General features: G+C 62.4%; 21 protein-coding genes. 5 read left to right on the forward strand and 16 right to left on the reverse strand.

Annotated elements, in window-relative coordinates; genetic code table 11:
• The first annotated feature begins 56 nt into the window (after positions 1-56).
• Complete coding sequence (gene rpmG, locus LB543_RS05410; RefSeq protein WP_006201775.1) at positions 57-224, forward strand: 50S ribosomal protein L33; 168 nt, start codon at positions 57-59, stop codon at positions 222-224.
• Positions 225-335: 111 nt separating this feature from the next.
• Here rpmG and LB543_RS05415 read toward each other — a convergent pair whose 3' ends face one another.
• From LB543_RS05415 to LB543_RS05455, 9 genes are all read right to left on the reverse strand, one after another.
• A complete protein-coding gene (locus tag LB543_RS05415; RefSeq protein WP_140808673.1) occupies positions 336-1403 on the reverse strand; it encodes an ABC transporter ATP-binding protein in 1068 nt (355 codons plus the stop codon).
• Positions 1404-1407: 4 nt separating this feature from the next.
• Positions 1408-2256: a carbohydrate ABC transporter permease gene (locus LB543_RS05420; protein WP_140503592.1), complete on the reverse strand. Its 849-nt coding sequence runs from the start codon at positions 2254-2256 to the stop codon at positions 1408-1410.
• Positions 2256-3179, reverse strand: coding sequence for a carbohydrate ABC transporter permease (locus LB543_RS05425; RefSeq protein ID WP_140757600.1), 924 nt, complete (start codon positions 3177-3179; stop codon positions 2256-2258). Before LB543_RS05425 ends, LB543_RS05420 begins: the two co-directional genes overlap by 1 nt.
• Before the next feature lie 213 nt (positions 3180-3392).
• Complete coding sequence (locus tag LB543_RS05430; protein ID WP_140808675.1) at positions 3393-4670, reverse strand: ABC transporter substrate-binding protein; 1278 nt, start codon at positions 4668-4670, stop codon at positions 3393-3395.
• 29 nt (positions 4671-4699) lie between these two features.
• Positions 4700-5887, reverse strand: coding sequence for a PLP-dependent transferase (locus LB543_RS05435; protein ID WP_224590161.1), 1188 nt, complete (start codon positions 5885-5887; stop codon positions 4700-4702).
• Positions 5884-6618 (reverse strand): FadR/GntR family transcriptional regulator, encoded by a 735-nt coding sequence (locus LB543_RS05440; protein ID WP_140757603.1) that lies wholly within the window; start codon positions 6616-6618, stop codon positions 5884-5886. The genes LB543_RS05435 and LB543_RS05440 overlap by 4 nt, the downstream gene beginning before the upstream one ends.
• Before the next feature lie 79 nt (positions 6619-6697).
• Positions 6698-8236: an FAD-dependent monooxygenase gene (locus tag LB543_RS05445; RefSeq protein ID WP_224613320.1), complete on the reverse strand. Its 1539-nt coding sequence runs from the start codon at positions 8234-8236 to the stop codon at positions 6698-6700.
• 558 nt (positions 8237-8794) lie between these two features.
• Entirely contained in the window at positions 8795-10168 is a 1374-nt protein-coding gene (locus LB543_RS05450) for a PleD family two-component system response regulator (protein WP_140757605.1), read from the reverse strand.
• A 33-nt stretch (positions 10169-10201) separates the two neighbouring features.
• Positions 10202-10573, reverse strand: coding sequence for a response regulator (locus LB543_RS05455; RefSeq protein ID WP_006334976.1), 372 nt, complete (start codon positions 10571-10573; stop codon positions 10202-10204).
• A gap of 247 nt (positions 10574-10820) precedes the next feature.
• Between LB543_RS05455 and LB543_RS05460 the strand changes: the two genes are divergently transcribed.
• Both LB543_RS05460 and LB543_RS05465 read left to right on the forward strand, forming a co-directional pair.
• Positions 10821-11120: a DUF3572 domain-containing protein gene (locus LB543_RS05460; RefSeq protein WP_224590158.1), complete on the forward strand. Its 300-nt coding sequence runs from the start codon at positions 10821-10823 to the stop codon at positions 11118-11120.
• The gene (locus tag LB543_RS05465) at positions 11117-11770 is read left to right on the forward strand and encodes a DUF2608 domain-containing protein (protein ID WP_224613321.1); all 654 of its coding nucleotides are present in this window, start codon (positions 11117-11119) and stop codon (positions 11768-11770) included. Before LB543_RS05460 ends, LB543_RS05465 begins: the two co-directional genes overlap by 4 nt.
• Positions 11771-11844: 74 nt before the next feature.
• Here LB543_RS05465 and LB543_RS05470 read toward each other — a convergent pair whose 3' ends face one another.
• From LB543_RS05470 to LB543_RS05480, 3 genes are all read right to left on the reverse strand, one after another.
• Positions 11845-13401, reverse strand: coding sequence for a hypothetical protein (locus tag LB543_RS05470; protein WP_224613340.1), 1557 nt, complete (start codon positions 13399-13401; stop codon positions 11845-11847).
• Positions 13402-13574: 173 nt separating this feature from the next.
• On the reverse strand, positions 13575-15038 hold the full coding sequence (locus tag LB543_RS05475) for a hypothetical protein (RefSeq protein ID WP_224613322.1): 1464 nt from the start codon (positions 15036-15038) through the stop codon (positions 13575-13577).
• Positions 15039-15120: 82 nt separating this feature from the next.
• The gene (locus LB543_RS05480; protein WP_224613323.1) at positions 15121-15696 is read right to left on the reverse strand and encodes a GNAT family N-acetyltransferase; all 576 of its coding nucleotides are present in this window, start codon (positions 15694-15696) and stop codon (positions 15121-15123) included.
• Positions 15697-15761: 65 nt separating this feature from the next.
• On the opposite strand from LB543_RS05480, the gene LB543_RS05485 reads away from it, so the two are divergent.
• Positions 15762-17090 carry a DNA polymerase IV gene (locus tag LB543_RS05485; RefSeq protein WP_224613324.1) on the forward strand — a complete coding sequence of 443 codons (1329 nt, stop codon included), beginning with the start codon at positions 15762-15764 and terminating at the stop codon, positions 17088-17090.
• A gap of 6 nt (positions 17091-17096) precedes the next feature.
• Here the strand turns inward: LB543_RS05485 and LB543_RS05490 are convergent, their stop codons facing one another.
• The gene (locus LB543_RS05490) at positions 17097-17603 is read right to left on the reverse strand and encodes a hypothetical protein (protein ID WP_140808691.1); all 507 of its coding nucleotides are present in this window, start codon (positions 17601-17603) and stop codon (positions 17097-17099) included.
• 185 nt (positions 17604-17788) lie between these two features.
• Here LB543_RS05490 and LB543_RS05495 point away from each other — a divergent pair, with 185 nt between their 5' ends.
• On the forward strand, positions 17789-18670 hold the full coding sequence (locus tag LB543_RS05495; protein ID WP_224613325.1) for a DMT family transporter: 882 nt from the start codon (positions 17789-17791) through the stop codon (positions 18668-18670).
• A gap of 9 nt (positions 18671-18679) precedes the next feature.
• Here the strand turns inward: LB543_RS05495 and LB543_RS05500 are convergent, their stop codons facing one another.
• From LB543_RS05500 to LB543_RS05510, 3 genes are all read right to left on the reverse strand, one after another.
• The gene (locus tag LB543_RS05500; RefSeq protein ID WP_224613326.1) at positions 18680-19483 is read right to left on the reverse strand and encodes a potassium channel family protein; all 804 of its coding nucleotides are present in this window, start codon (positions 19481-19483) and stop codon (positions 18680-18682) included.
• Positions 19484-19538: 55 nt separating this feature from the next.
• A complete protein-coding gene (gene dnaE / locus LB543_RS05505; RefSeq protein WP_224613327.1) occupies positions 19539-23066 on the reverse strand; it encodes a DNA polymerase III subunit alpha in 3528 nt (1175 codons plus the stop codon).
• Between the two features lie 107 nt (positions 23067-23173).
• Positions 23174-25186, reverse strand: coding sequence for an acetyl/propionyl/methylcrotonyl-CoA carboxylase subunit alpha (locus tag LB543_RS05510; protein ID WP_224613328.1), 2013 nt, complete (start codon positions 25184-25186; stop codon positions 23174-23176).
• Between the last annotated feature and the right edge of the window lie 351 nt (positions 25187-25537).

Consider the following 25537-nt stretch of genomic DNA (forward strand, 5'->3'; position numbering starts at 1 on the left):
GGTGTTTTCCCCGTGCTCCAGCGGCCAAAACTCCACGAACATAACGGACTGAGATCATGGCCAAAGCCGCAAACATCAAGATCAAGCTTCTGTCGACCGCCGACACTGGTTTCTTCTACGTCACCAGCAAGAACAGCCGTACCAAGACCGACAAGCTGTCGTTCCGCAAGTACGACCCGGTCGCCAAGAAGCACGTCGAATTCAAGGAAACCAAGATCAAGTAATCTGGGTTTTTCCTCTGGAATGCCGAAACGCCGCCCATCGGGCGGCGTTTTCGTTTCGTTTGCAAGGCGGAAGGCTGCGGGCTGAGTTCCCTCGGCCCTGGATGAATTCATTCAGCCGATTCGATCGCCGCTTTTCGGATCGAACAGATGCAGCGACGCCGGATCCGCCGCCAGCCGCACCAAGTCGCCGGGCTTCACGGCCGCGCGGCCCATGGCAAAGACGCAAAGCTGCTGGCCGGCCAGTTTGACGTAGAACTGCGTCGACAGGCCGAGCGGCTCCACCACTCCCACCTCGCCCTGCAGGGCGCCGTCATCGGCGAGCCCGATATGCTCGGGGCGCAGCCCGACGGTGATGACGTCGCCATCCCTGAGCGGCAGGCCGTCCGGCAGCCGAAGCTTCTGGCCATCGGACAACACGGCATCCGCCTGGCCGCCCTTCTCCACCGTCGCCGGCAGGAAATTCATCCCCGGAGAGCCGATGAAGCCGGCGACGAACATGTTGGCCGGCCGGTCATAGAGATCGAGCGGCGCGCCGACCTGCTGGATCAGCCCGTCATGCATGACGACGATGCGGTCGGCCATGGTCATAGCCTCGATCTGGTCGTGGGTGACGTAGACAGAGGTGGTCTTCAACTGCTGGTGCAGCGCCTTGATCTCGGCGCGCATGTGAACACGCAGCTTGGCGTCGAGGTTCGACAGCGGCTCGTCAAACAGGAAGACTTTCGGATCGCGCACGATGGCACGGCCCATGGCGACACGCTGGCGTTGGCCGCCGGACAGTTGTCGCGGCAGGCGTTGCAGGAACGTATCGAGCCCCAGCCGCTTGGCCGCGCCATCGACGCGAGCATCGATCGCTGGCTTCTCGGCCTTCTTCAGCATTAGGCTGAAGCCCATGTTCTTCGACACGTCCATATGCGGATAGAGAGCATAGGACTGGAACACCATGGCGATGTCGCGGTCCTTGGGCGCGACATCGTTGACCACCCGCTCGCCGATGCGTATCTCGCCGCCCGAGGCTTCCTCGAGCCCGGCGATCATGCGCAAAAGCGTGGACTTGCCGCAGCCGGACGGTCCGACCAGGACGACGAACTCGCCATCGGCGATCTCGAGATCGACCGCGTGCAGGACGCGCACGGCGCCATAATCCTTACGGACCTTTTCGAGCGTGACAGAGGCCATCGATCTATCCTTTGACGGCGCCGGCGGTCAGGCCGGTGACGAGATAACGTTGCAGGAAGGCGAAGAAGATGCAGACCGGGATCAGCGCCAGGATGGACGCCGCCATCATCTGCCCCCAGTCGACGGCGAACTTGCCGATGAAGGTGAGCAGGCCGACCGCGAAGGTCTTCTGGTCGTCGCTGGAAATCAGCATCAGCGCGAACAAGAGCTCGCTCCAGGCGGCGGTGAAGACGAAGCCCAGTGTCGCGCCCATGCCGGGCAGCGTCAGCGGCACGATCACCCGGCGCATCGCTTGCGCGCGGGTACAGCCGTCGATCATCGCGGCCTCTTCGAGGTCCTTCGGGATGCCGTCGAAGAAAGACTGCATTAGGAAGGTGGCGAAGGCGGTGTTGAAGGCGGTGTAGATGATGATCAGCCCGGTCAGGCTGTTGATCAGGCCGATCTGACCCATCACGCGATAGATCGGCGGAATGACCATCACCAGGGGAAAGGTCTGGGTCAAAAGCAGCATCAACGCCAGTGCTGCCTTGCCGCGAAAGGTAAAGCGCGACATCGCGTAGCCGGCGAGCGTGGCGATGACTGTCACCAGGGCAGCCGTCGACACAGAGACGATGACGCTGTTGAGGAAATAGCGTGGGAAATCGGTGGCCTCCAGCACGGTCACGAAGTTCTGCAACGTCATGTGTGACGGCCAGAAGGTGATGCCCTCGGAATAGAGCAGCCGCTCCGGCGTGACCGAGATCTTCAGCGTCCAGTAGATCGGGAACAAGGCGAAGACCACATAGGCCGCGATCGCGGCGTAAAGGCCAATGCCGCCGAAGAAGCGCTGTGGGGCTGAGCGTCCCGCGATCATCAGACGTGCCTCACAAGGGAGCGGCGGATCGCGATCAGCCCGATCGCATAGGCGATGAGCAGGACGAGCAGCAGCACGGCCACGGCCGAGGCATAGCCCTTGTCCAGTGACTTGAAGGCGCTGACATAGATGTAGACCGGCACCGTGTTGGTCGAGCCGGCCGGTCCGCCCTCGGTCATGACGAAGATCAGGTCGGCGAAGGTGGCGATCCAGATCGTGCGCAACATCACCGTGATGGCGATGGTCGGCGCCAGGAACGGCAGCGTCACCTTGGTGAAACGTTGCAACGGCGAAGCGCCGTCGATCGCCGCCGCCTCATGCAGTTCCGAGGGGATAGATTTCAGCGCCGCCAGCAGCGTGATGGCGAAGAACGGGATGCCGAACCAGACATTGGCGATGATCGGCCCCCACATCGCGGTGGCCGGATCGGACAGCACATTGGTCGGTTCGGCTTTCAGCCCCAAGGCGAACAGCCAGTGCGGCAGCGGCCCGACGATCGGGTTGAACAACCAGGCCCAGGTCAGCCCCGACAGGAAGGAGGGCACCGCCCAGGGCAGGAAGACCAGCGCCTGCACGGCCTTGCGGCCCCGAAACGGCTTGTCGAGCAGCAGCGCCAGGCCAAGGCCGAGGAAGAATTGGAAGAACAGGCTGGCCACCGTCCACCACAACGTGTTGATCAGCGCCTGGCCCAGCACCTGATCCGACAGCATCGCCTGATACTGCCCGAGCCCGACATATTCCGACTTGAAGGCAGAGAATTTGCGGAAGGAGTAGCTGATGCCGATGACCAGCGGCACGAGCAGCACCACGACCAGCAGGATGATCGCCGGGCTGAGATAAAGCCAGGGCTCGATGGCAGCGTGTGTGAGCCACTTACGTCGCGGCTTGCCGACAGATCGTATTTCGGACACGGCATAGGTCATTGGCTGTGGAACGTCCTCTGGGAGCGCGGCGTTGGCGACAAGCGTCCTTCTCCCCGTTCAACGGGGAGAAGATGCCGGTCCACCCTCCGCAGCTGCTGCGGAGGACGGGCAGGCAGATGAGGGGCGGCGCTAGGCTGGCAGAACTTGGCGCTGCCCCTCATCCGGCCCTATCGGGCCACCTTCTCCCCGTGAACGGGGAGAAGGGACGAAAAGTTACTTCTTGTTCTTCGCCAGCCAGTCCTGCTGCTCCTTTGTCAGGAAGGCAGCCCACTGGTCGGCGACGTCCTTGGCCGTCTTCTGGCCAAGCAGCACTTCCTGAAAATTCTTGATGGCTACTTGGTCGACGAAATTGCCGAGGTTTTCCAGATGCGTCGGAGGCGTCACCATTTCGTATTTGGAACTGTCGCTGAGCTCGGTGAACCAGCCCTTGAACTGCTCGGTTTTGAAGTGGGGATCCTGGTCGGCGCCGTTGTGAATCGGCACGACGCCGACTTCCTTGGCCCATTCCAGATTGTCCTTCGGCGACAGAAGGGTCGCCATCAGCTTCCAGGCATCGTCCTTGTGCTGGGAATTGGCGAACATCGCCCAACCAGCATAACCCAGTGTCGGATAGGATTTGCCGCTTGGTCCGACCGGCAGCGGAGCCACGGCGAAGTCGTCGGCGCTCATCTTGTCGGCGATGCCGAGCAGCGCGTCCGGATCCTGGTTGAGCATGGCGCAAGTGCCGGAATAGAAGCCGGTGACGGTCTCGTTGAAGCCCCAGCTCACGGAATCCTTCGGCGCAAGACCGTTCTTGTACATGTCGGCCAGCATCTGCAGGCCCTTGACCGAGCCCTCTTCATTGATGGTCGAGGTGCCGTCCTCGTTGAAATAGCCGCCCTTGCCGGCGGCGATGTTCATGAACATGTGCATGCCATTGAAGGCACCCGGCCCGCCGCGCAGGCAGTAGCCGTATTTGCCGGGAATGGCCGAGATCTTCTTGGAATCGGCGACGAATTCGTCGAGCGTTGCCGGCGGGCCGTCGAGACCGGCCTCCTTGAACAGCTTCTTGTTCCAGAACAGCGCGTTCACATAGTAGCCATAGGGGATCATGAACTGGGTGTTGTTCACGGTCGAGCCGAACTGTTTGGCACGCTCGCCCAGCGTCTTGGCGTCGTCCCACTTGGCCATATAGGGGCCGAGATCCTCGAGCTGGGCATTGTTGGCGTAAAGCCCCATCCAGCGTTCCGGCATCTCGACCACGTCAGGCGTGTCGCCGGCCTGCACCATGGTCAGGAATTTTTCGAAGGCCTGCCCCCAGGGCAGCGAGACGAGCTCGACCTTGACGCCCGGATTGGCCGCCTCGAACTCGGCGATCTGCTTCTTGAGGAATTCGGTGCGTGGCGGGCTGGTGATCACCTCGACCATTTTCAGGGTCGAATCGGCCAGCGCGCTTCCGGCGGAAATCGCCAGCCCCGCAACGGTGGCAAGCATGACGGTCAGTTTTTTCATGTTCAAGACTCCCATTTTGAACCCGCTTGTTATTTTCTGGCTTTTTCGAAGGCCTGAGCGACATCCGCCCAGAGATCCTCGACATTTTCCAATCCGACATTGAAGCGGATGGTTCGGGGGCTGACGCCGAAGCGCGCCATCGAATTCAGTCCCGGCGTCTGCTCTAGCGACGCCTTGGCCGGTACGACCAGGCTCTCATGCCCGCCCCAGCTGACGCCGATGCGGAAATATCTCAGCGCGTCGACGAAGACGGGAATGTCGATGTCGTCCGTCACCTCGAAGGAGAACAACCCGCCATAGCCGGCAAGCGTCGCCTTGCCCGGATGGTTGGAATAGGCGGGGTGGTTGACCCGCTCGACATTGCCATGCGCCTTCAGCCGCTCGGCGATGGCGAGCCCGCTCTTCATGTGGTGCGGCAGGCGCAGCGGCAGCGTGCGCAGGCCGCGCAGCAAAAGCCAGGCCTCGAAAGGCGATAGCTTGCCACCGAGATAGGAATAGGTCTGCTCGTTGATGTGCTTGATATGCGCGGCCGAGCCTGCGACCACGCCGGCGACCGTGTCGCTGTGGCCACCGAGATATTTCGAGGCCGAGTGCAGCACCAGGTCGACGCCGTGCGTGATCGGCTTCTGGAAAACCGGCGTCGCCCAGGAATTGTCGATGGTGGTGACGATGCCCTGCTCTTTTGCCAGCCGGGTCAGATGCGGCAGGTCCTGGAGCTCGAACACCATCGAGGTCGGGCTTTCCAGGTAGAGCAGCTTGGCGCCGGGCAATGCCGCCGCGACCGCGTCCGGGTCGGAGCCCTCGACGTAGTCGACCTTGATGTCGAGCCGCGGCAGGAGGCGTTCGAACAGCCGGTAGGCATCGCCATAACAATTGCGCACCGCAACGATGCGCTCGCCTGCCCCGACAAAGGCAAGCACGGTGGCGCTGATCGCCGCCATGCCGCTGGAGAACCCACGTGCGGCCTCGGCGCCTTCGAGAGCCGCGACACGCGACTCGAACTCCATGACCGTCGGATTGTCGCCGCGCGAATAGATCGGCTGCTTTCGTTTGCCGGCAAACGTCTCGGCCATTTCGGCATAATTGGCGAAGGTGAACAGCGACGTCTGGTAGATCGGTGGCACGACGGCGCCACCGGGGAACGGTTCGTCATGCGCCAAGAGCGTCGCCGCCTCGGCGAGATAGTCGTGATCGAAACCAGCTGGCTGCTCGTTCATCTCAGGTCCGAAAGTTTGAGTTTGGCCGCACCGCGCTTCAGGTCGTCCTCGACGGTTGCGATGAGCTTCAGCGCCTCTGCGCGGGCGCCTTGCGGATCGCGTGCGGCGATGCGTTCGTAGATGGTGCGGTGATAGGGAAAGCTGGCATGGCCGAAATCGCGCACGCCGAGCGGATGCTCCCAGAAGCGATGGAACAGTTCGTGCATGGCGGCGATAATCTGTTCGAACAGCGGATTGCCGGAGACCCGGTAGATCGCCTGGTGGAATTCCCAGTCCTCTTCCGACGACATGCCGTCAAGGGTGCGAAACGCCTGCTCCATGATATCAAGCTTGCGTTCGATCTCGGCAATGTCGGCCGGGCTTGCCCGCTCGGCGCACAGCGCCGCCGCTTCCGCTTCCAGTGCGCGGCGGATTTCCAGCGTCTGCATCAGGCTGGTGAAGTCGTTGCCGCCGGCCAGCGTCAGCGGCAAATGCAGCATGTCGGGCGAGACGGCCGCCTTAAGATAGGTGCCGCTGCCTTGCCGGCGTTCGACCAGGCCCAATCCCTCCCACCGGGTCAGCGCCTCGCGCACCGTGTTGCGGCTGACCTTGAGCCGTTCGGCCAGGATGCGCTCGGTCGGCAATCGCTCGCCAGGCTGCAAGGCCTCGGCGCGGACGAAGCCCACCAATGCCTTCAGCACGGCGTCGTCGCGCGCCGTCGTCTGAATGGGTGGCAGGCTGTTCTGGTCCACATTTCCTCCAAGTGGTCCAATGGTCCAACCAATTTCTGCACAGATGAAGCCCTCCTGTCAATCGCGTGTCAGGAGACTTTCAGTCTTCGGCCCAAGGAGGTTGTGAAGCGCCATGTTCGGCAGGATGCGCGGCAGCCGGCCCGAACCATCTGGTCAACGCATCGGCCAATCCCTGTTGCGTCCCAACTCCTACCCAGGCCACGTATCCATCGGGCCGGATCAAAACCGCGTCGGGTGCAGCGACCGGTCCGAGCACGGGAAGCTCCCAGGCGCCGGCATACCCGGCGTCGATCTGCCGAATCCCGTCGGTCCAAGGCGCAATGTCCAGTCTGCCTGGTTCACCGAAATTGAGGAGCACCGGCCGCGCGTCGTGCAGCAAGGTAAACAGCCGCAACGGCCCGTTGGCGATGGAGAGATCGAGGTCGGGCATTCGCCGCCCAAGCAGCGCGTGGCCTTCGCCGAGGTCGTAATGGACACCCAGGCCGGACATCTCCGCGGCGATCCGTTTGCGTGGCCCATCCATTGCGAGCAGTTCGGCAAAGGTGTCGCCCAGAGCCTTGGTGCGTGCATCCATGCGACGGAGCGCGACCTGCGCCAGCGCGTTACGCAGCACGCGGGCGGCGACCGGATGGCGTTCGGCATGGTAGCTGTCGAGCAGGCTGTCCGGTGATATCAGCTTGACCACCTGTGCCAGTTTCCATCCAAGGTTGACTGCGTCCTGCACACCGATGTTGAGGCCCTGTCCGCCCATTGGGGGATGGATGTGCGCGGCGTCGCCGGCCAGCAGAATACGTCTGTCGCGGTAAGCGGCAGCCTGGCGCGTCATATCGGTGAACCGCGAAATCCAGGTCGGACTGTGGACCCCGTAATCGGTGCCATACACCGCGACGAGCGCCTCGCTGAGATCGCGCAGTGTCGGTTCGCCACCAATGGTCAGTTGTCTCTCGGTCAGCACGACACCCAGCCGGCCACCTTCCTCGACCTTGCCAATCGCATGAATACCATGGGCGTCGCTGCGAAAGCCCACTGCTGGTTCCTCCGCCATCTCGACCTCGGCGATCATCCAGCTCATCGTCGGATCCCATCCGTCGAACGCGATGCCCGCCGCCTTGCGGATCATGCTGCGTCCGCCGTCGCAGCCGACGAGATACTGCGTCCGCAACCGCTGGCCACCGGACAGCTCGACATCGACGCCACCATCATCCTGTGCAAAACCCGTGACGTCCTGTCCGCGACAGATCGGCACTCCCAACTCGCTGATCCAGTCGGCCAATATCCGCTCGATATGGCTTTGCCGCAGCGCCAGCAGATAATTGTGCCGCGTGGGAAAATCGCTGACGTCCAGCCGGATCATGTGGAAGCCGACGGACGGCGATCGCTGTCCCTGCGATAAGAACCGGTCGGCAATTCCGCGCTGGTCGAGAACCTCGATGGTGCGTGCGTGCAGGCCACCCGCGCGCGAGCCGATGAGTTCCTGGTTCGGGCGCCGCTCGACAATGGCCACATCGACGCTTGCCAATGCGAGTTCGCCAGCCAGCATCAACCCGGTCGGACCGCCTCCGGCGATCACCACCCCGTGGTCCCGACGCACTTGGCCTCCTGACAACCATTCCGGCATTTCGCCACTCCCGTTTCCGTTAATTTGGGTCGTGGTTTTACGGGAACAGCCAGGTCTTGCCGCAAGCCCCTTGTGCGCCATATCTACGAAATTGAGGGGATAGCTTTTCTCCTTCCCTTTTTTGTACGGCAGTGAAAAGTCGCGGCGCTGCGAAGTGACGGCTCACGCGGGGCGCAACGGAAGCCGTTACAAGCCAGGAAAGCGTTCCTTCAGACCCTGCCGCGCACAAAATAGCCCCGGCACTTCCGGGGCTTGACGCAGATTCCTAATGTCGTGTCGGACAAAGGGGGCCGGTCGGCGTTTGGCAGCGGTACGAGGAGGCCACTATGTGCCAGCGCCGGCCGGCCGACCCCACGGACCCAGGAGATGCGGCGGACCTGAGCATCATGGGGTATTCCTGAGGGACCGAGCCGGCGATCTACCCTCGTGCCGGCTTCGTCTTGCCTGCACATTTGCGCAAGAGCTTATGAAAATCAACAGTTTCTTAACCAAGGCTCGCGAATCGCTTGGATTAAGGTAAATGGGTAACCCTCTTGGGTCGACGGGCCGGCCCGGCCGTCAGGCCGCCTTGGCAACGACGCGGTTGCGGCCGCCGCTCTTGGCTTCGTAGAGCGCGAGATCGGCGCGCTTCATCAGCGCCGCCACCGTATCCACGCCCTTCAGCACCGATGACACTCCAACGCTGACGGTGACCTCGATCGTCTTGCCGTCGGCACCGATGGCGAACGGCATCTGGGCGATTTCGGCGCGGATGCGCTCGGCCACCTTCTCGGCCACGGTGCCGTCTGTGTCCGGCATCACGACCACGAACTCCTCGCCGCCGAACCGGCAGGCAAGATCGATACCCCTGACGTTCTTGCGCAGCCGCCGCGCGAATTCGCGCAACACCTCGTCGCCGCCATCGTGACCATGCGTGTCATTGATAGACTTGAAGCGGTCGAGATCGGTGATCATCACCGACAGCGGCCGGCGCCGCGCCACGGCGCGGTCGAACAGCGTCTGCAGATGGCTGTCGAGATAGCGGCGGTTGTGCAGACCGGTCAGGCCATCGGTCACGGCCATTTCGATGGTCTGGGTGACGCTGGCGCGCAATTGGTCATTGTAGCGCTTGCGGCGCACCTGGGTGCGCAGCCGCGCCGTCAGTTCCTGCTGGTCGATCGGCCGCATCAGATAGTCGTTGATGCCGAGTTCAAGCCCACGGATGATGCGCTCATCCTCGCCCTCCTCCGCCAAAAGGATGATCGGCACGAAACGGGTGCGGTCGAGCGAGCGCAGTTGCGAGCAGAGCCTGAGCGGATCGAAGTCGGCGAAGGCCGTCGAGATCATCACGCATTCATAGGGGGTTTCGGCGGCCTGGAAGAACCCGGCATGCGGATCGCCGGTGACGTCGACGTCGGCACGTTCGCGCAACATCTTCTGGATGCGCTCGACCGACGATTTGCGCTCGTCGATCAGAAGCACTTTCGGCGTGGTATCCTGGGACGCGAAATTGCGGCTCAAAAGTTCTTCGATGCCGATGTTGCGTGTGGTCGAGGCGCGCAGCCGAAGCTCGTCGGTCAGCGACTTCAGGCGGACAAGGCTCTTGACGCGCGTCATCAGTTGCAGGTCGTTGACCGGCTTGGTCAGGAAGTCGTCGGCGCCGGCCTCCAGCCCGCGCACGCGGTCGGAAACCTGGTCGAGAGCCGTGATCATCACCACCGGAATGTGCGACGTCGCCGGATCGCTCTTCAGCCGCCGGCAGACCTCGAACCCGTCCATATCGGGCATCATCACGTCGAGCAGCACGACATCGATTTTGCCGTTCTCGCAGGTCTCGATCGCGTCGGGCCCGTTGGTGGCGGTCAGCACCTCGAAATATTCGGCAAGCAGCCGGACTTCCAGCAGCCTCACATTGGCAGGGATGTCGTCGACGACGAGGATCCGCGCGGTCATTTCACAAGGCTCCGGCTCGGCTGGAAGGGAACATCAGGCATCGCCCAGATAGGATTTGATGGTTTCGATGAAGCGCGGCACCGAGATCGGCTTCGAAATATAGGCCTCGCAGCCACCTTGGCGGATGCGCTCCTCGTCGCCTTTCATCGCGAAAGCAGTCACGGCAATGACCGGGATGACATGCAAATCATCGTCCTCCTTCAGCCATTTGGTCACTTCCAGCCCCGACACTTCTGGCAGTTGGATATCCATCAGGATGAGGTCCGGCCGGTGCTGGCGCGCCAGGTCGAGCGCTTCCAGGCCGTTGCGGGTGCGCACCGTCTCGTAACCGCTTGCTTCGATGAGGTCCCGAAAGAGCTTCATATTGAGCTCGTTGTCCTCGACGATCATGACCTTCTTAGGCATCGAAATCCCGTCCCGGCCGTCCTCCGCCCGGAGGTGGCCGTCATGCGCTCTTTCCTTGGACGCACCAAACCCTGCTCCACGATACGGCAATATGATTGACGAAACGGAAACCCGCGGCCTGCAAAGCACCACGAATTCCGCCCTCGCCTCCCACGCGTCCAAAAGGCGCGCCACACTCTAATGGCTTGCCGCAAGCAACTCTTGCCATTACTGCGGGAGAGACTCATTCCACACACCGAAGGTAGTGATGGCAAACGCAGCGTCAATGCGCGAAGAGGCCGAAACCATTGCCGTGAAGGCATTGGGCTTCGTTGCCGCGGATCCGGAGCTTTTGCCGCGCTTTCTGGCGATCACGGGAATAGAGGCGCATTCGATCCGCAGGGCGGCCGGCGAGCCGGGTTTCCTCGCCGGCGTCCTGCAGTTCATCCTCGCCCACGAGCCGACTTTGATGCGCTTCGCCGAGGAAACCGGCATCCCGCCGGCGGCTGTCGGCAAGGCGTTGCGCGCCTTGCCGCTTGGCGACGACAATCACGAGCGTTCCACATGAGCGATGATCCCGAAACCGCGCGGCAGATCGAGGAACTGGCGGCCGACGACCGGCCGCTGCTGGTGCTCGACGTCGACGACGTGGTGCTCGAATTCATCCGCCCGTTTCCGCATTTCCTCGAGGAGCGCGGCTATGGCCTGACCCTGGCTTCCTTCCGGCTGACCGGCAACATTGCAGAAACGGCCAGCGGTCGCCTGATCGAACAACCCGAGGTCACGGCACTCCTGGGCGATTTCTTCGACGCGCAAGCCGATTGGCAGGGCATCGCCGATGGCGCCGCGGAAGCTTTGACGGAGCTCGGAGACCGGGCGGAAATCATATTGCTGACGGCCATGCCGCACAGGCATCGTGGCGTGCGCCGCGCCCACCTCGACGCCCTCGGACTAAGCTACCCGCTGCTGACCACCGAAATGGCCAAGGGTCCGGCGGTGGCCAAGCTGCGCGGCAAGACCGGCAGGCCCGTGGTCTTCGTCGACGACCAGCCAGCCAATCTGGCGTCGGTGCGGGACTCGGTCGCCGACGCAAATCTTTTCCATCTAATGGCCGACAATTCGCTGCGCGCGTTCCTGCCATCTGTCCCGGACGATGTCATCGTCGTCCAGGATTGGCACGAAGCCGCGCCTAAGATCGCTGGCGCGCTGGGGTTCTAATCTAAGCGTTTTGGTGCGATCCCGGACGGAAAACCGGGGCGCAATTTTCCTGGAATTGCTCGAAGGCAGAACCCTCAAGGCTTGAGCTTCGCCCCTGCCCCGCCGTTAGCGCTGCCGCCATTATCGCTGCCGCCATTGTCGCTGCCGCTCTCGTCCGAGCCGTCACCGTCGTCGACGCTGTCGTCCACCGCCGGGTCGGCGGGCTTCAGCATGACGCCATTGACGGCGACCGATCCGTCGGCCTTGGTGTTGATGACCCATTCCAGCTTGCCCTCCGGCAGCGTCTTGGCAAAACCCTTCGCCATGAGGGCAACAGGCACGTACTGCCCGACCTCCGGCTCCGCTTTCGCCGCTTCCTGTAGGTGCTCCATGATCTTGTCGAAGCCGGCGACGTCGACAGTGAGATTGGCGTCGGGTTTCTGGCCGAAGCTTGTCATCTCACCTTCCAGCGCGATCTCCATGTCCTTGTTCTTCACGGTGCTGTGGCCGATGATAACCTTCGGCGTCTTGGCCAGGAAGTCGGCTTTGAGCTGGTCGCCGAATTCGGCCGGCAGCGGCGGATCCTGATTGAGATCAAAGGCTTCGATCGCCTTCTTCGCCATGCTGTCGAGATCGATGTTGGCGCCGCCGAAATTCAGGTCGATATCGGTGGGCAGCAGGGCCACGCTCCAACTCGGCAAGAGCTGCTGCGGCACGGTCAGCCCCGAAGCCTTGATGCCATAGCTGACCTTGCCGTTCTGGGCGACCCCATCGGAACCGAACGCTATGCCGAACTGGGTTGCCCCGAACGTACCGATCGGGCTGTCGACCGCGAAATCCTTGAAGCCATAGGTTCCGTCGATACGCTCCCACACCGGAAGTGCCGCAAGCAGAAGCGACTTGAGCTGCGCCTGGTTTGCCTTCAGCATCTTCTCGTCTTCATTGGCCACGCCAAACGCCAGGAGGTCGAGCAGAGGCTTGGTCTGGACGCCCTTGCCGCTGGCCTCCACAGAAAATTCCGGCGACTTCACGGTAACGGGAAAATTCAGTCCGCTCTCGGGATCATTGAATTTTATCGCTTCGACGAAGTTCGAAATCTTTTGCGATGTCGTGAAATCGACGCCGCCATTGGCCGCCTTGGTCGCGGAAAGCGTCACGGTGCCGGCACCGGCGCTCGCCTCCATCTGCTGCTTGCTATCCTGCGACGACATCGTCATCCCGGCCATCGAGCTTGTGGCGCTGGTGAAGGCCGCCAGCTTGGGGTCATAAACGCCGCTGCCCTTGCCGTCCTTGATCGAGAATTGCGTGCTTTGCTTTCCCTGGGGGCCGTTGAATTCGAAGGACGCGCTCTGCGAAAAATCAATCGAGACATCCCAGGACCCATCACTGCGCGGCTTGACCAGGAGGGCGTAGGGCGCAAAGTCGAATTTCATCAGCTTCTGGTCGGGAAAGCTGCTGGCAAGCGCCTTGAAATCGAACACGATCTTGTAGGCGTCGCCTTCGGCCGAAACCTTCAGAATACCCTTGTCGAGCGCCTGTTTGCCGACATAGCGGGACAGGTCATCGGACAATTGCTTGGCGCCCTGGCTGTCGACGGTCTGGCCGAAAGCAGGCGCACTGAGCAGAAGCGCGGTAAAGGCAACTGGCAACATACGGTTCACGGGAATTCTCCGTTCGATCGAAGGCAAAATTCGTCTCGTATCTCTGGTAGGGAAATACCATCACGACTGCAAGACGATGACAGTCAGGCATTCGGCTTCAACACCAGCCGCATCGGCGGCGGATGGTTCGTCGACCAGCCGCGCAATCTGGCACCGCTGCAGAATCAAGGATTCAGTTTCGCCCCGCCCCCACCGCTACCGTGATCGGCCGGCTTCAATATGGCGCCATTGACCATCACGGAGCCGTCGGGCTTGGCATTGATGACCCACTCCATCCTGCCGTCCGGCAACGTCTTGGCAAATCCTTTGACGGCCAATGCGAAGGGGAAATATCGGGCCGCTTCCGGTTCGGTTTTAGCCGCCGTCTGCAGGGTCGCAACGATCTTGTCGTAGCCCGCGACATCGACGGTCATGGTTGCATCTGGCTTCTGGCCGGGGAAGGTCACTTCGCCTTCTAGCGCAATCTCCGTGCCTCCATTCTTGAAAAGGCTGTGACCGACGATGAATTTTGGTGTGTTGGCCATGAAGTCGGCCTTGATCTGATCGCGGAACCCCGCCGGCAGCGGTGGGTTCTTGCCGAGATCGAATGTAGCGATCGTCTTTCTCGCCATGCTGTCGAGGTCAATGTTGGACCCGCCGAATTTCAGATCAAGCTCGGTGGGAAGTATTGCGGCGATCCAGCCGGGTATGACCTGGGGGAAGGTCAAGCCAGAGGCTTTGATTGCGTAATCGAGCTTACCATTCCGGGCGACGCCATCGGCCTCGAATGCGGTGCTCAGTTGCGCTGCGCCCCAATTGCCCGCGTATGTATCAAAGGCAACGTTCTTGAACGAATAGGTTCCGGCCATCCGATCCCACAGTGGCAGCGCGGCGAGCAGAAGCGCTTTGAGTTCCGCCTGGTCGGCTTTCAGCCGCTCCTCATCTTCATGGGCTACGGCGAAGGCCAATAAATCCAGGAACGGCTTTGTCCGTATCGCTTTGGCGGTTACATCCACGACGAGGTCCGACGCCTTGATCGCTCCAACAGTCCGGTCGTCGATTTTAACCGTTTCGACCAAGTCGGCTATCGCCCGCGTCACCTTGAGATCGACACCACCGTTCGCCGACTTGCTGGCGCCGAACTTGGAAGTGCTCGAGCCGATGCCGAGTTCCGTTACTTGCCTGGGCATGCGCGACGTCACCGTCATGCCTGCTATCGAACTGGCGCCCTCGGCAAATGCCGCCAGCTCAGGATCGTAGACACCCGTGAACTTGCCGTCCTTGATGACGATCTGCGCGCTTGTCTGACCATTCGGATCATCTACTTGAATTGACCCGCTGGTCGAAAAATCCGAGGAGACGTCCCAGCCGCGGTCGCCGCGAGGTTTGACCAGCAGCGTGTAAGGCGGGAAATCGAACTTCGGCGGATCCTGTTTCAGCAAGCCGGCGGCGATCGCCTTCAAATCGAAGGTGATCTTGTAGGCATCGCCTACGACCGAGACCTTCAAAATGCCCTCGTTGAGCACCTGCTTCCCGACATAGCGTGACAGCTCATCGGAAAGCTGCTTTGCGCCCCGATTGTCGACGGTCTGCCCCCAGGCAGGCGCAACCAGAGCAAAACCAAGAACAGCTGGCAGAACACGCTTCACTTTAGTCTCCCCCTTATTTCCTGATGAGCAAAAATCGCTTTGCTGTAGAAAATACTATATACAACTATGAGCTGAAGCTTCCTTACAATATCAGCCGCATCAGCGGCCGGCCGGCCTTGCGCTCCACAAGCCTCTCGAACCCGGCCTTCTCGAAAACCCGCGACGAGCCGACGAACAGGCCGATCGAACGCGAATCGCGGGACAGGTCGATCGGGCAGGCCTCGACAAGCCGTGCCCCGTTCCTGCGGGCGAAATCGATGCCGCCTTCGACGAGGCGGTGCGTGATGCCCCTGCCGCGCGCCTTGGCGCGGATGAAAAAGCACGAGATCGCCCAAACGGCCGGATCGGACGCGTCGGCGGGATCGATCGGCGCCGAGCCCCTGCCCTTGTTGTTCCATTCGGGCACGTCGGCGCGTGGCCCGATCTGCATCCAGCCAACCGCCTTGCCATCCTCGAAAGCCAGCAGGCCAGGCGGTGGGCCGGCCTCAATGCGCGCCTTGATGTGATCCTTGTTGCGTTCACGACTGCTCTCGCGCCGCGCCGCCGGAGCCAGCCGGAAATGCGTGCACCAGCAGCCGTAGCAGGCGCCCTGCTTGCCGAAAAGATCCTCGAATTCAGGCCAGAGGTCAGGCGCCAGCGGCACTATGGTCGTGCTCATGCGTTCTCCCCAGGCCAGGCTTGTCGCTGGCCTTGCGCTGTCGTACCATTGCTTCTGTTCTCTTTATGTTCGCAGCGATGGCGGCTCCTGTCAACAATCCCGATCACGGTTTTTGTCGTGACTGCCTGACGTTTCAGCGCGGTGAGACGCGCCGCTGCGAACGCTGCGGCACCCCTCGCCTTGCCCGCCATCCCGAGCTTTACCGGCTGCATCTCGCCCATATCGATTGCGATGCCTTCTACGCGGCGATCGAAAAGCGCGACAACCCGGCGCTCAAGGACAAGCCGTTGATCATCGGCGGCGGCAAGCGCGGCGTCGTCTCCACCGCCTGCTATATCGCGCGCATCCGCGGCGTGCGCTCCGCCATGCCGATGTTCAAGGCGCTCGAGGCCTGCCCCGAGGCGGTCGTGATCGCGCCCAACATGGAAAAATACGTGGCCGTCGGCCGTGAGGTGCGCGCCATGATGCAGGCGTTGACGCCGCTGGTCGAGCCGCTGTCGATCGATGAGGCCTTCCTCGATCTCGCCGGCACCGAGCGGCTGCACGGCCTGCCGCCGGCGGTGGTGCTTGCGCGCTTCGCGCTGGCCGTGGAGAAGGAGATCGGCATCACCGTTTCGTCAGGCCTGTCCTATTGCAAGTTTCTCGCCAAGATCGCGTCCGACTTCCGCAAGCCGCGCGGCTTTTCCGTCATTGGCGAGGCCGAGGCGGTCGGCTTCCTGGCGGCGCAACCGGTGACAATGATCTGGGGGGTCGGCAAGGCGTTCAACGCCACGCTCGAACAGGATGGCATCCGCACCATCGGCCAGCTTCAGAAAATGGAGCGTGGCGACTTGATGCGCCGCTATGGGGTGATGGGCGAACGGCTCTACCGCCTTTCGCGCGGCGAGGATGTCCGCCGCGTCGACCCCGACCAGGACGCCAAGAGCGTATCTGCCGAAACCACTTTCGACAGCGACATCGCCTCGCTGGAAGAGCTGGTCTCGGCACTGAGGGGGCTGTCGGAAAAAGTCTCGGCACGGCTGAAGAAGTCGGGCATCGCCGGGCGCACCGTGGTGCTGAAGCTGAAAACCCAGGACTTCAAGCTGCGCACGCGCAACCGCCAGCTCGGCGACCCGACCCGGCTCGCCGACCGTATCTTTTCGACCGGTGTGGAACTCCTTCGCAAGGAGACTGACGGAACGAAATTTCGGCTGCTCGGCATCGGCGTCAGCGATCTCTCCGACGACGACAAGGCCGATCCACCGGATCTGGTCGATGTCCAGTCGCGCAAGCGCGCCATGGCCGAAGGCGCCATCGATGCATTGCGCGACAAGTTCGGGCGCAAGGCTGTGCAAACCGGCTACACGTTCGGCAAGGGCCGCGATGCCCATCCGCCGGAGCCGCTCGAAGATTGAGCCCGATCAGCTGCGTCGAAGATCGATGCGGCTGGTCACCACGTTTTTGCCAGTCTTGGGATCACGGTCGACCACGGTCAAAACAATGCCGTCGGCCCCGTTTTTCTGTACGGTAAGCTGCGCGGCGAGGTCGCCGTTCACCTCCTTGGCCCAGCGGATGGCGAGGTTTATCGCATTGCCGGAACGGCGTCCGTTCAGCTGCGCCGGTCCGGTGCGCGATCCTACATAGACGCCGCTGTATTTGCCGCCGCTGACCTTCAGACGAGCGCTGATGGCGCGTGTCACCAGGATCAGGCCGCGGCAGTTGCCGTCGAGCGACAGCGAGGCTGAGGTCGCGTTCGACTTGAAGCTGCAAGAGACACTGACGTTCGGCACATCCGTGGTTACCTGGACAGTGCCCTTGCCAGCGAAATTGCCGTTGAACGACTGGAGAAATTTGGTCTCGTCGGCATGAGCAGCGCCCGCGGCAATCACCAGGCAGCCAGCAAGCGCGACTTGCGCGAATAGTCTCATGAAACTCTCCTTGTCGAGATGGGAATGCGCGTTTGCCCGGCACGGACAATAAGAGGCTCAACGCCCGCGGCCGTATCAGGTTCCGCTCGCAGCACGACTGTTCTCAAACCCTTCGCCGCGACTGGCCCAGAAGAATAGATGGACTAGCGATTGCCCCGGCAACCACGGCTTGCGACATAGCTGCAATGGCACCCACCCCTTCGATCCCCAAGGCCGCGTTCTGGATGGCGCTGTCGATCACGTCGTTCCTGGCGATGTCGGTCGCCGGCCGCGCCACGACGGCCGAACTCAACGTCTTCCAGGTGCTGGAACTGCGTTCGGTCATCGGGTTCTTCATTCTGCTGCCGCTGGTGATGGCGACAGGCGGGCTTGCCGCGATGCGCACGCAGCGGCCGCTGGCCCATATCGCGCGCAATGTCGTCCACTATAGCGGCCAGGCTGCCTGGCTCTACGCGTTGACGCTCATTCCGCTGGCGGTGCTGATCTCGATCGAATTCACCACGCCGATCTGGACGGCGATCCTGGCGGTCACGTTTCTCGGCGAAAGGCTGAGCCGGCCGCGGCTCGCGGCGATCGTGCTCGGGCTGATCGGCGTGGTCGTCATCGTGCGTCCAGGCGTCGGCTCGGCCGATGTGGGCCATCTGGTCGTGCTGGGCGCGGCGGTTTGTTTCGGCGTCTCGCTGGTGCTGGTCAAGTCGCTGACGCGCACGGACAGCGTCGTGCGGATCATCTTCTGGATGCTGGTCATTCAGTCCGTGGTCGGCCTCGTTCCGGCCCTTTACGAATGGCGCAACCCCTCGCTTGCACTGTGGCCGTGGATCGTCCTGATCGGTTTCACTGGCATGTCGTCGCATTTCTGCCTCGCCCGCGCCCTGGCCTATGCCGACGCGACCGTGATCTCGCCGATGGATTTCCTGCGCGTGCCGCTGTCGGCATTGATCGGCTGGTTGCTCTATCAAGAGCAGATCGATGCCTTCACCGCCGGCGGCGCGTTGCTGATCCTGACAGGCAATCTGCTCAACTTGCAGCGCAAAACCGTAAAGCCGGCCGAGGTCGCGGCGTCATAGCACTGCCGGTCAGTTCCCTTCGTCTGGAATGTTGAGCACATGGCCGCAGGCCTTGCAGTGCACGGCGTCCGGCTCGTGCCGCCGCAGCCCGCATTGCGGACAGGGAAAGAACACCTTGGCCGGCCGAAAGATCGCCTGCGCCAGCCTGACGAACAGCGATATGCCGATGATCATGGTGACGATCGCCGTCAGCTTGCCGGCGATGCCCGGCAGCACGATGTCGCCGAAGCCCGTCGTCGTCACGGTGGCGACGGTGAAGTAAAGCGCGTCGACGTAGTTTTCCAGTCCGGCTCCGTTGCGGAAAAAGAACGTGTAAACGAAGCCGGTGATGACAAAGAGAAAGGTCAACAGGTTGATGACCGCGTGGCTTGCCTCGCGCCAGGGTCGCAGCCCGCGCATTTCGAAATGCCGCCAGATCGAACCGCTGCGCGACAGCGACCACAGCCGCAGGATACGCAGAAAGCCGAGACTTGCGAGCGCCGTCGGCATCAGCAGCGTCAGAAGGATGAAGGCATCCACCCAGGAGGTCGGCTGCTTCATCAGGCGCAGCATGTCGTTGGAGGCCAGCAGCCTGGCAATCAGGTCGGCGGCGACGAGAGCCGCCACCGCATAGTCCAGCCACAGAAACGAGGCCGATTGCTGGATGACCGGCGTGGCGATGAAAAAGGCGATGATGGCGAGGTCGATGATGACAGCCACCAGTTGGAACCGGAACGCGCCCGGCGAGCGCCCATGGTAGAGCCTGCGCAGCATGTCGCGTAGACGCGCCGTCGCGGAAAGGTCCTGCGATGCGCGCTTCCCCTTGGCCTTCATGCTGGCATGAGCAGCAGGTGCCGGCCCGCGGATAGCCGACTGGCAAGCGCGGCGATCACACCAGTTCCACTTCGACCACGCCCGGCACGGCGCGCATTGCCGAGGCGATCTGCGGCGAGACGCGGTAGCCGCCATTCAGGGCAATCTCGACCTCGCCCTGCGCCTCTTCCTTGATCACGATGATGCTCACCTGGCTTTCACCGCGCTGGGTAAGCTGGGATTGGATCATCGAGGCAGGCCCATCGTTCCTGACGAAAATGCGCAGGGCCTTCTGGATGCGGCTTGCCTCGTCCTCCAGCGATTGCACGGAGTTGATGCGCAGGTTGACGCCTTCGGGCCTGTCCTCCGCCGCGACAGTGATGACAACGGAGCGGCCCGCTTCGAGGAGATCGCGGTACTGCGCCAATCCTTCTGAAAACAACACGGCCTCGTACTGGCCGGAGGTGTCGGAAAAGGCCACCACGCCCATCTTGTTGCCGGTGCGGGTCTTGCGCTCCTGCTTGCTGGTGACGGTGCCGGCAAGCCGGCCGGCGGAAGCGCCGCGCTTGACGGCGGCCGAGAATTCCGCCCAGTTCTGCACCCGCATCTTCTGCAGCGCCGCCTTGTACTCGTCGAGCGGATGCGCCGAGAGATAGAAGCCGACGACCTGGAATTCGCGATGCAACCGGTCGGCAGCGAGCCACGGATCGGTCGCCGGCAGATTGAGCGCCTGCGACTGTGCACCGAGCGAGGCGCCGAAGATGTCGGCCTGGCCCGAAACGGCGTTCTGCTGGGCGAGCGACGCCAGCCCCATCATCCGTTCGACGCCAGCCAACATCTGGGCGCGATCGTGGCCGAAGCAGTCGAGCGCGCCGGCCATGATCAGGCTTTCGAATACCCGCTTGCCGACGATCTTCGGGTCGACCCTTTCGCAGAAATCGGCCAGACTCTTGAACGGCTTTTCGCCACGAACGGCGACGATGTGCTCCACCGCGGCATCGCCGACGCCCTTGAGCGCGGCCATCGAGTAATAGATGCGGTTGTCGCCGACCTCGAAGGCACGGAAACTCGTCATCACGGACGGCGCCAAGACTTCGATGCCCAGGCGCAGCGCATCCTGGCGGAAGTCGGCCAGCTTGTCGGTGTTGCCCATGTCGAGCGTCATCGACGCCGCCAGGAACTCGACCGGATAATGCGCCTTGAGATAGGCGGTCTGGTAGGAGACGACGGCGTAGGCGGCGGCGTGCGACTTGTTGAAACCATAGTCGGCGAACTTGGCCAGCAGATCGAAAATGAAGTCGGCTTGCGGCTTTGCGACGCCGCGCTCGACAGCACCCGTGACGAAGCGTTCACGCTGCTTGTCCATCTCGGCGCGGATCTTCTTGCCCATGGCGCGGCGCAGAAGGTCGGCTTCGCCGAGCGAATAGCCGGACAACTCCTGCGCGATCTGCATCACCTGTTCCTGGTAGACGATGACGCCTTGCGTCTCCTTCACCAGATGGTCGATCTTGGGATGGATCGAAGCCATCTCCTCCTCGCCATGCTTTCTGGCGTTGTAGGTCGGGATGTTTTCCATCGGTCCCGGCCGGTAGAGGGCAACCAGCGCGATGATGTCCTCGATGCAGTCAGGCCGCATGCCGATCAGCGCCTTGCGCATGCCGGCACTTTCCACCTGGAACACGCCGACCACCTCGCCGCGCGACAGCATGGCGTAGGTATCGGGATCGTCGAGCGGAATCGTCGCGAGATCGATGTCGATGCCACGGCGGCGGATCAGCTTCACCGCCGTCTCCAGCACCGTCAGCGTCTTCAGGCCGAGGAAGTCGAACTTCACCAGCCCGGCCTGCTCGACATATTTCATGTTGAACTGGGTGACAGGCATGTCCGAGCGCGGATCGCGGTACATCGGCACCAGTTCCGACAAAGGTCGGTCGCCAATGACGATGCCGGCGGCGTGCGTCGAGGCATGGCGGTAGAGGCCCTCCAGCTTCTGCGCCATGTCGAGCAGCGTCTGGACGATCGGTTCCTTCTCGGCCTCCTCGGCAAAGCGCGGCTCGTTGGCGATGGCGTCGGCGAGCTTGACCGGATTGGCCGGGTTCTGCGGCACCATTTTTGAGAGCTTGTCGACCTGGCCATAGGGCATCTGCAGCACACGGCCGACGTCGCGCAGCACGGCGCGCGCCTGCAGCGTACCGAAGGTGATGATCTGGCCGACCTGGTCGCGGCCGTATTTCTGCTGGACGTAGCGGATCACTTCCTCGCGGCGATCCTGGCAGAAGTCGATGTCGAAGTCGGGCATCGACACGCGGTCCGGATTGAGAAAGCGCTCGAACAGCAGCGAGAAGCGCAGCGGATCGATGTCGGTGATGGTGGTGGAATAGGCGACCAGCGAACCGGCGCCCGAACCACGCCCCGGCCCGACCGGAATGCCTTGCGCCTTGGCCCATTTGATGAAGTCGGCAACGATCAGGAAGTAGCCGGGGAATTTCATCTTCTCGATGATGCCAAGCTCGAATTCGAGCCGCTCACGATATTGCTCGACCGTGTAGCCCGGTGTCGGTCCGTGCAAGGCGAGCCGTGCATCGAGCCCCTCGCGCGCCTGGCGCGCCAGTTCCTCGGCCTCGGCCTTTTCGGCCGCGTCCTTGTCGGAGGCATCGCCGCCCGTGAAACGCGGCAGGATCGGGCTGCGGGTTTTCGGATAGTAGGAGCAGCGCAGCGCAATCTCGATCGTGTTGTCGATCGCTTCCGGCAGGTCGGCGAACAATTTCGCCATATCGGCCTGGCTGCGCAGGAAATTGTCCGGCGACAGCCGGCGGCGGGTATCGACGGCGACGACCGAACCCTCGGCGATGGCGATCAACGCATCATGCGCCTCGTACTCGTCGCGCGACGAGAAGAAGGCTTCGTTGGTAGCGACAAGCGGAAGCTCGTGGCCATAGGCGAGATCGATGGACGATTTCTCGATGATGCGGTCGTAGCCCGAAACCCGGTCCAACTCGACATAGAGGCGGTCGCCGAACATCGTCTTGAGAGTGACCAGGCGCGCCTCGGCAAGATCGCGGCGATCTTCCTTCAGGGCTGTGCCGATCGGGCCGCGCGGCCCGCCGCTGAGGCAAATCAGGCCGTCACATTGGCCGTCCATCATTTCGGTGGTCAGGTGCACCGCTTCACCGGGCGGTGTTTCAAGGTACACGCGGCTGACCAGCCGGACGAGATTGGAATAGCCGGCTTCGGTGGCCGCGAGCAGCACGATCGGCCGCATATCGGGGCCTTGCCGACGGCGGTCACGCTGGCCGTCGCTGTTTTCGCCGGAGAAGGCGAGTGCGATCTGGCAGCCGATGATCGGCTGGATGCCTTCCTTCACCGCCTTCTGGGCGAACTCCAAGGCGCCAAACAGATTGTTGGTGTCGGTGACGGCGATGGCCGGCGCTTCGTCTTTCACCGCGTGGCCAACGATCTTGCCGAGTTGCAGCGCGCCCTCGAGCAGCGAATAGGCCGAATGCACGCGAAGATGGACGAACGGCCGCGCCGGCACCTCCGGCCTGGCGGCTGCAATTGCTGCTTCGCGCTTCAGGGGATCGCGTGGAAGTCTGTCATCCGCCATGGTTTCTCGCGCTGCCGAAGGTCCTTGAGTCGATGGAAATGTATTGTCCGGGACCGGGCGATACCAGTCCAGCACAAACGACTACTGACCACAGGCTTCCAGCCCGCTCACGCAAACTCCATGATTATCGCGTCCACGGCCAGGCTGTCGCCCGGTTTGGCGTTGAGTTTCGCCACGACGAGATCGCGATCGGCGCGCAGCACGTTTTCCATCTTCATCGCCTCGACCACGGCCAAAGTCTCGCCGAACTTGACCTCCTGGCCTTCGGCGACAGCGATGGACACGACGAGGCCGGGCATCGGGCAGAGCAGCAGTTTCGATGTGTCCGGTGCCACTTTCTCCGGCATCAGCCTTTCCAATTCGGCGGTGCGCGGCAGCATGGCGCGCGCGGTCACCGACATGCCCTTCCAGGCGATGCGAAGGCCATTGGCGACAGGCCGGATCTGGGCCGCAACCCTGCGCTTGCCGACCGTGCCGCGCCAGATCAGGTCACCCGGCCGCCAATCGGACGAAACGGTCAGCGCCTTGCCGCCATCGATGGACAGGTCGATTTCCATCGGGATCGAAATCATGCCTTCAAGGATCGAAACCGGCAGATAGTCTTCGCCTATCTTCACCACCCAGTCGCGCTTGAGCGCTCCCGAATGCGGCGCCAGCCGTCCGCCCAGCCGGTCGAGGCGATCGCGGCGCAGTAGTTCCACCGCAGTGATGATCGATGCCAGCACGGCTCTTTCCTCGCTGTTCGGCACGACGGGGGCAAAACCGTCGGGATATTCCTCCGCGATGAAGCCGGTCGATATCGCCCCTTCCCGCCAGCGCGGATGCTGCATCAGCGCCGCCAGGAACGGGATGTTGTGCTCGATGCCGTCGACGACAAAGCTGTCGAGCGATTCCGACATAGCGTCTATCGCCTCGAGCCGCGTCGGTGCCCAGGTGCATAGCTTGGCGAGCATCGGATCGTAGAACATCGAAATTTCCGAGCCTTCGGTGACGCCGGTATCATTGCGGATGACGATGTCGCCGAACTGTCCTTCCTCCGGCGGCCGATAGCGCGTCAGCCGGCCGATCGACGGCAGGAAATTGCGATAGGGATCCTCGGCGTAGAGCCGGCTTTCCACCGCCCAGCCGTTCAGCTTCACGTCGCTCTGCCTGATGGCGAGTTTCTCGCCGGCGGCGACGCGGATCATCTGCTCGACCAGATCGATACCTGTGACGAGCTCCGTCACCGGATGTTCGACCTGCAATCGTGTATTCATTTCAAGGAAATAGAAGTTCTTGTCCTTGTCGACGATGAATTCGACGGTGCCGGCGCTCTGGTAGTCGACGGCCCTGGCCAGCGCCACCGACTGCTCGCCCATCGCCTTGCGCGTCTTGGCATCGAGGAATGGCGACGGCGCCTCTTCCGCCACCTTCTGGTTGCGGCGCTGGATCGAGCATTCGCGTTCGCCGAGATAGAGCGCGTTGCCATGCGCGTCGGCCAGCACCTGGATCTCGATGTGACGTGGGTCGACGACGAATTTTTCGATGAAGACGCGGTCGTCGCCGAACGAACTCTTGGCCTCGGAGCGGGCCCGGTCAAAACCGTCGCGCACTTCCGACCTGTCCCAGGCAATGCGCATGCCTTTTCCGCCGCCGCCGGCCGAGGCCTTGATCATCACGGGATAGCCGATTTCGCCGGCTATCTTTTCGGCATGGTCGGCATTTTCGATGACGCCAAGCCAGCCCGGAACCGTCGAAACCTCAGCCGCGTTGGCGAATTTCTTCGATTCGATCTTGTCGCCCATCGCCTTGATCGCCTTGGGCTTCGGCCCGATGAAGACGATGCCTTCCGCTTCCAGCGCTTCGCAGAACGTGGCTCGCTCGGACAGGAAGCCATAGCCCGGATGCACGGCCTGGGCGCCGGTCGCCTTGCAGGCGGCGATGATCTTTTCAGGAACGAGATAACTCTGCGCGGCGGGTGACGGCCCGATATGCACCGCCTCGTCGGCCATTTCGACATGCACGGCATCGCGATCGGCGTCGGAATAGACGGCGACCGTGGCAATGCCCATCTTGCGCGCCGTCCTGATGACGCGGCAGGCGATCTCGCCACGGTTGGCGATCAGGATCTTGGTGAACATGCGGGCAGAATTCCCCTCCGGCAGACAGTTCAGTTCTATGGACTATGTCGCCATGTCTCAAGTACCGGCATAGCGCCATGAAAGTCGCCGCTACCGACGCACTATCGCGCCCGCTGCCGGGCCGGTTATCGAATGGTGTGCTATCTGCGTCAACAAAGCCGACATTTCGTCTCATCTGACAGTTGATGAGCAGCCCAAAACCTGAAAACTTGGCTACAAAAATCGCCTCTGGAGGAATTGCCCGATGAAAACCCGCGCCGCTGTAGCTGTTGGAGCCGGAAAGCCGCTGGAGATCATGGAGGTCGACCTCGAGGGACCGCGCGATGGCGAGGTACTGGTCGAGATCAAGGC

It is taken from the genome of Mesorhizobium sp. ESP7-2 (assembly GCF_020164715.1).
Lineage (GTDB): Bacteria > Pseudomonadota > Alphaproteobacteria > Rhizobiales > Rhizobiaceae > Mesorhizobium.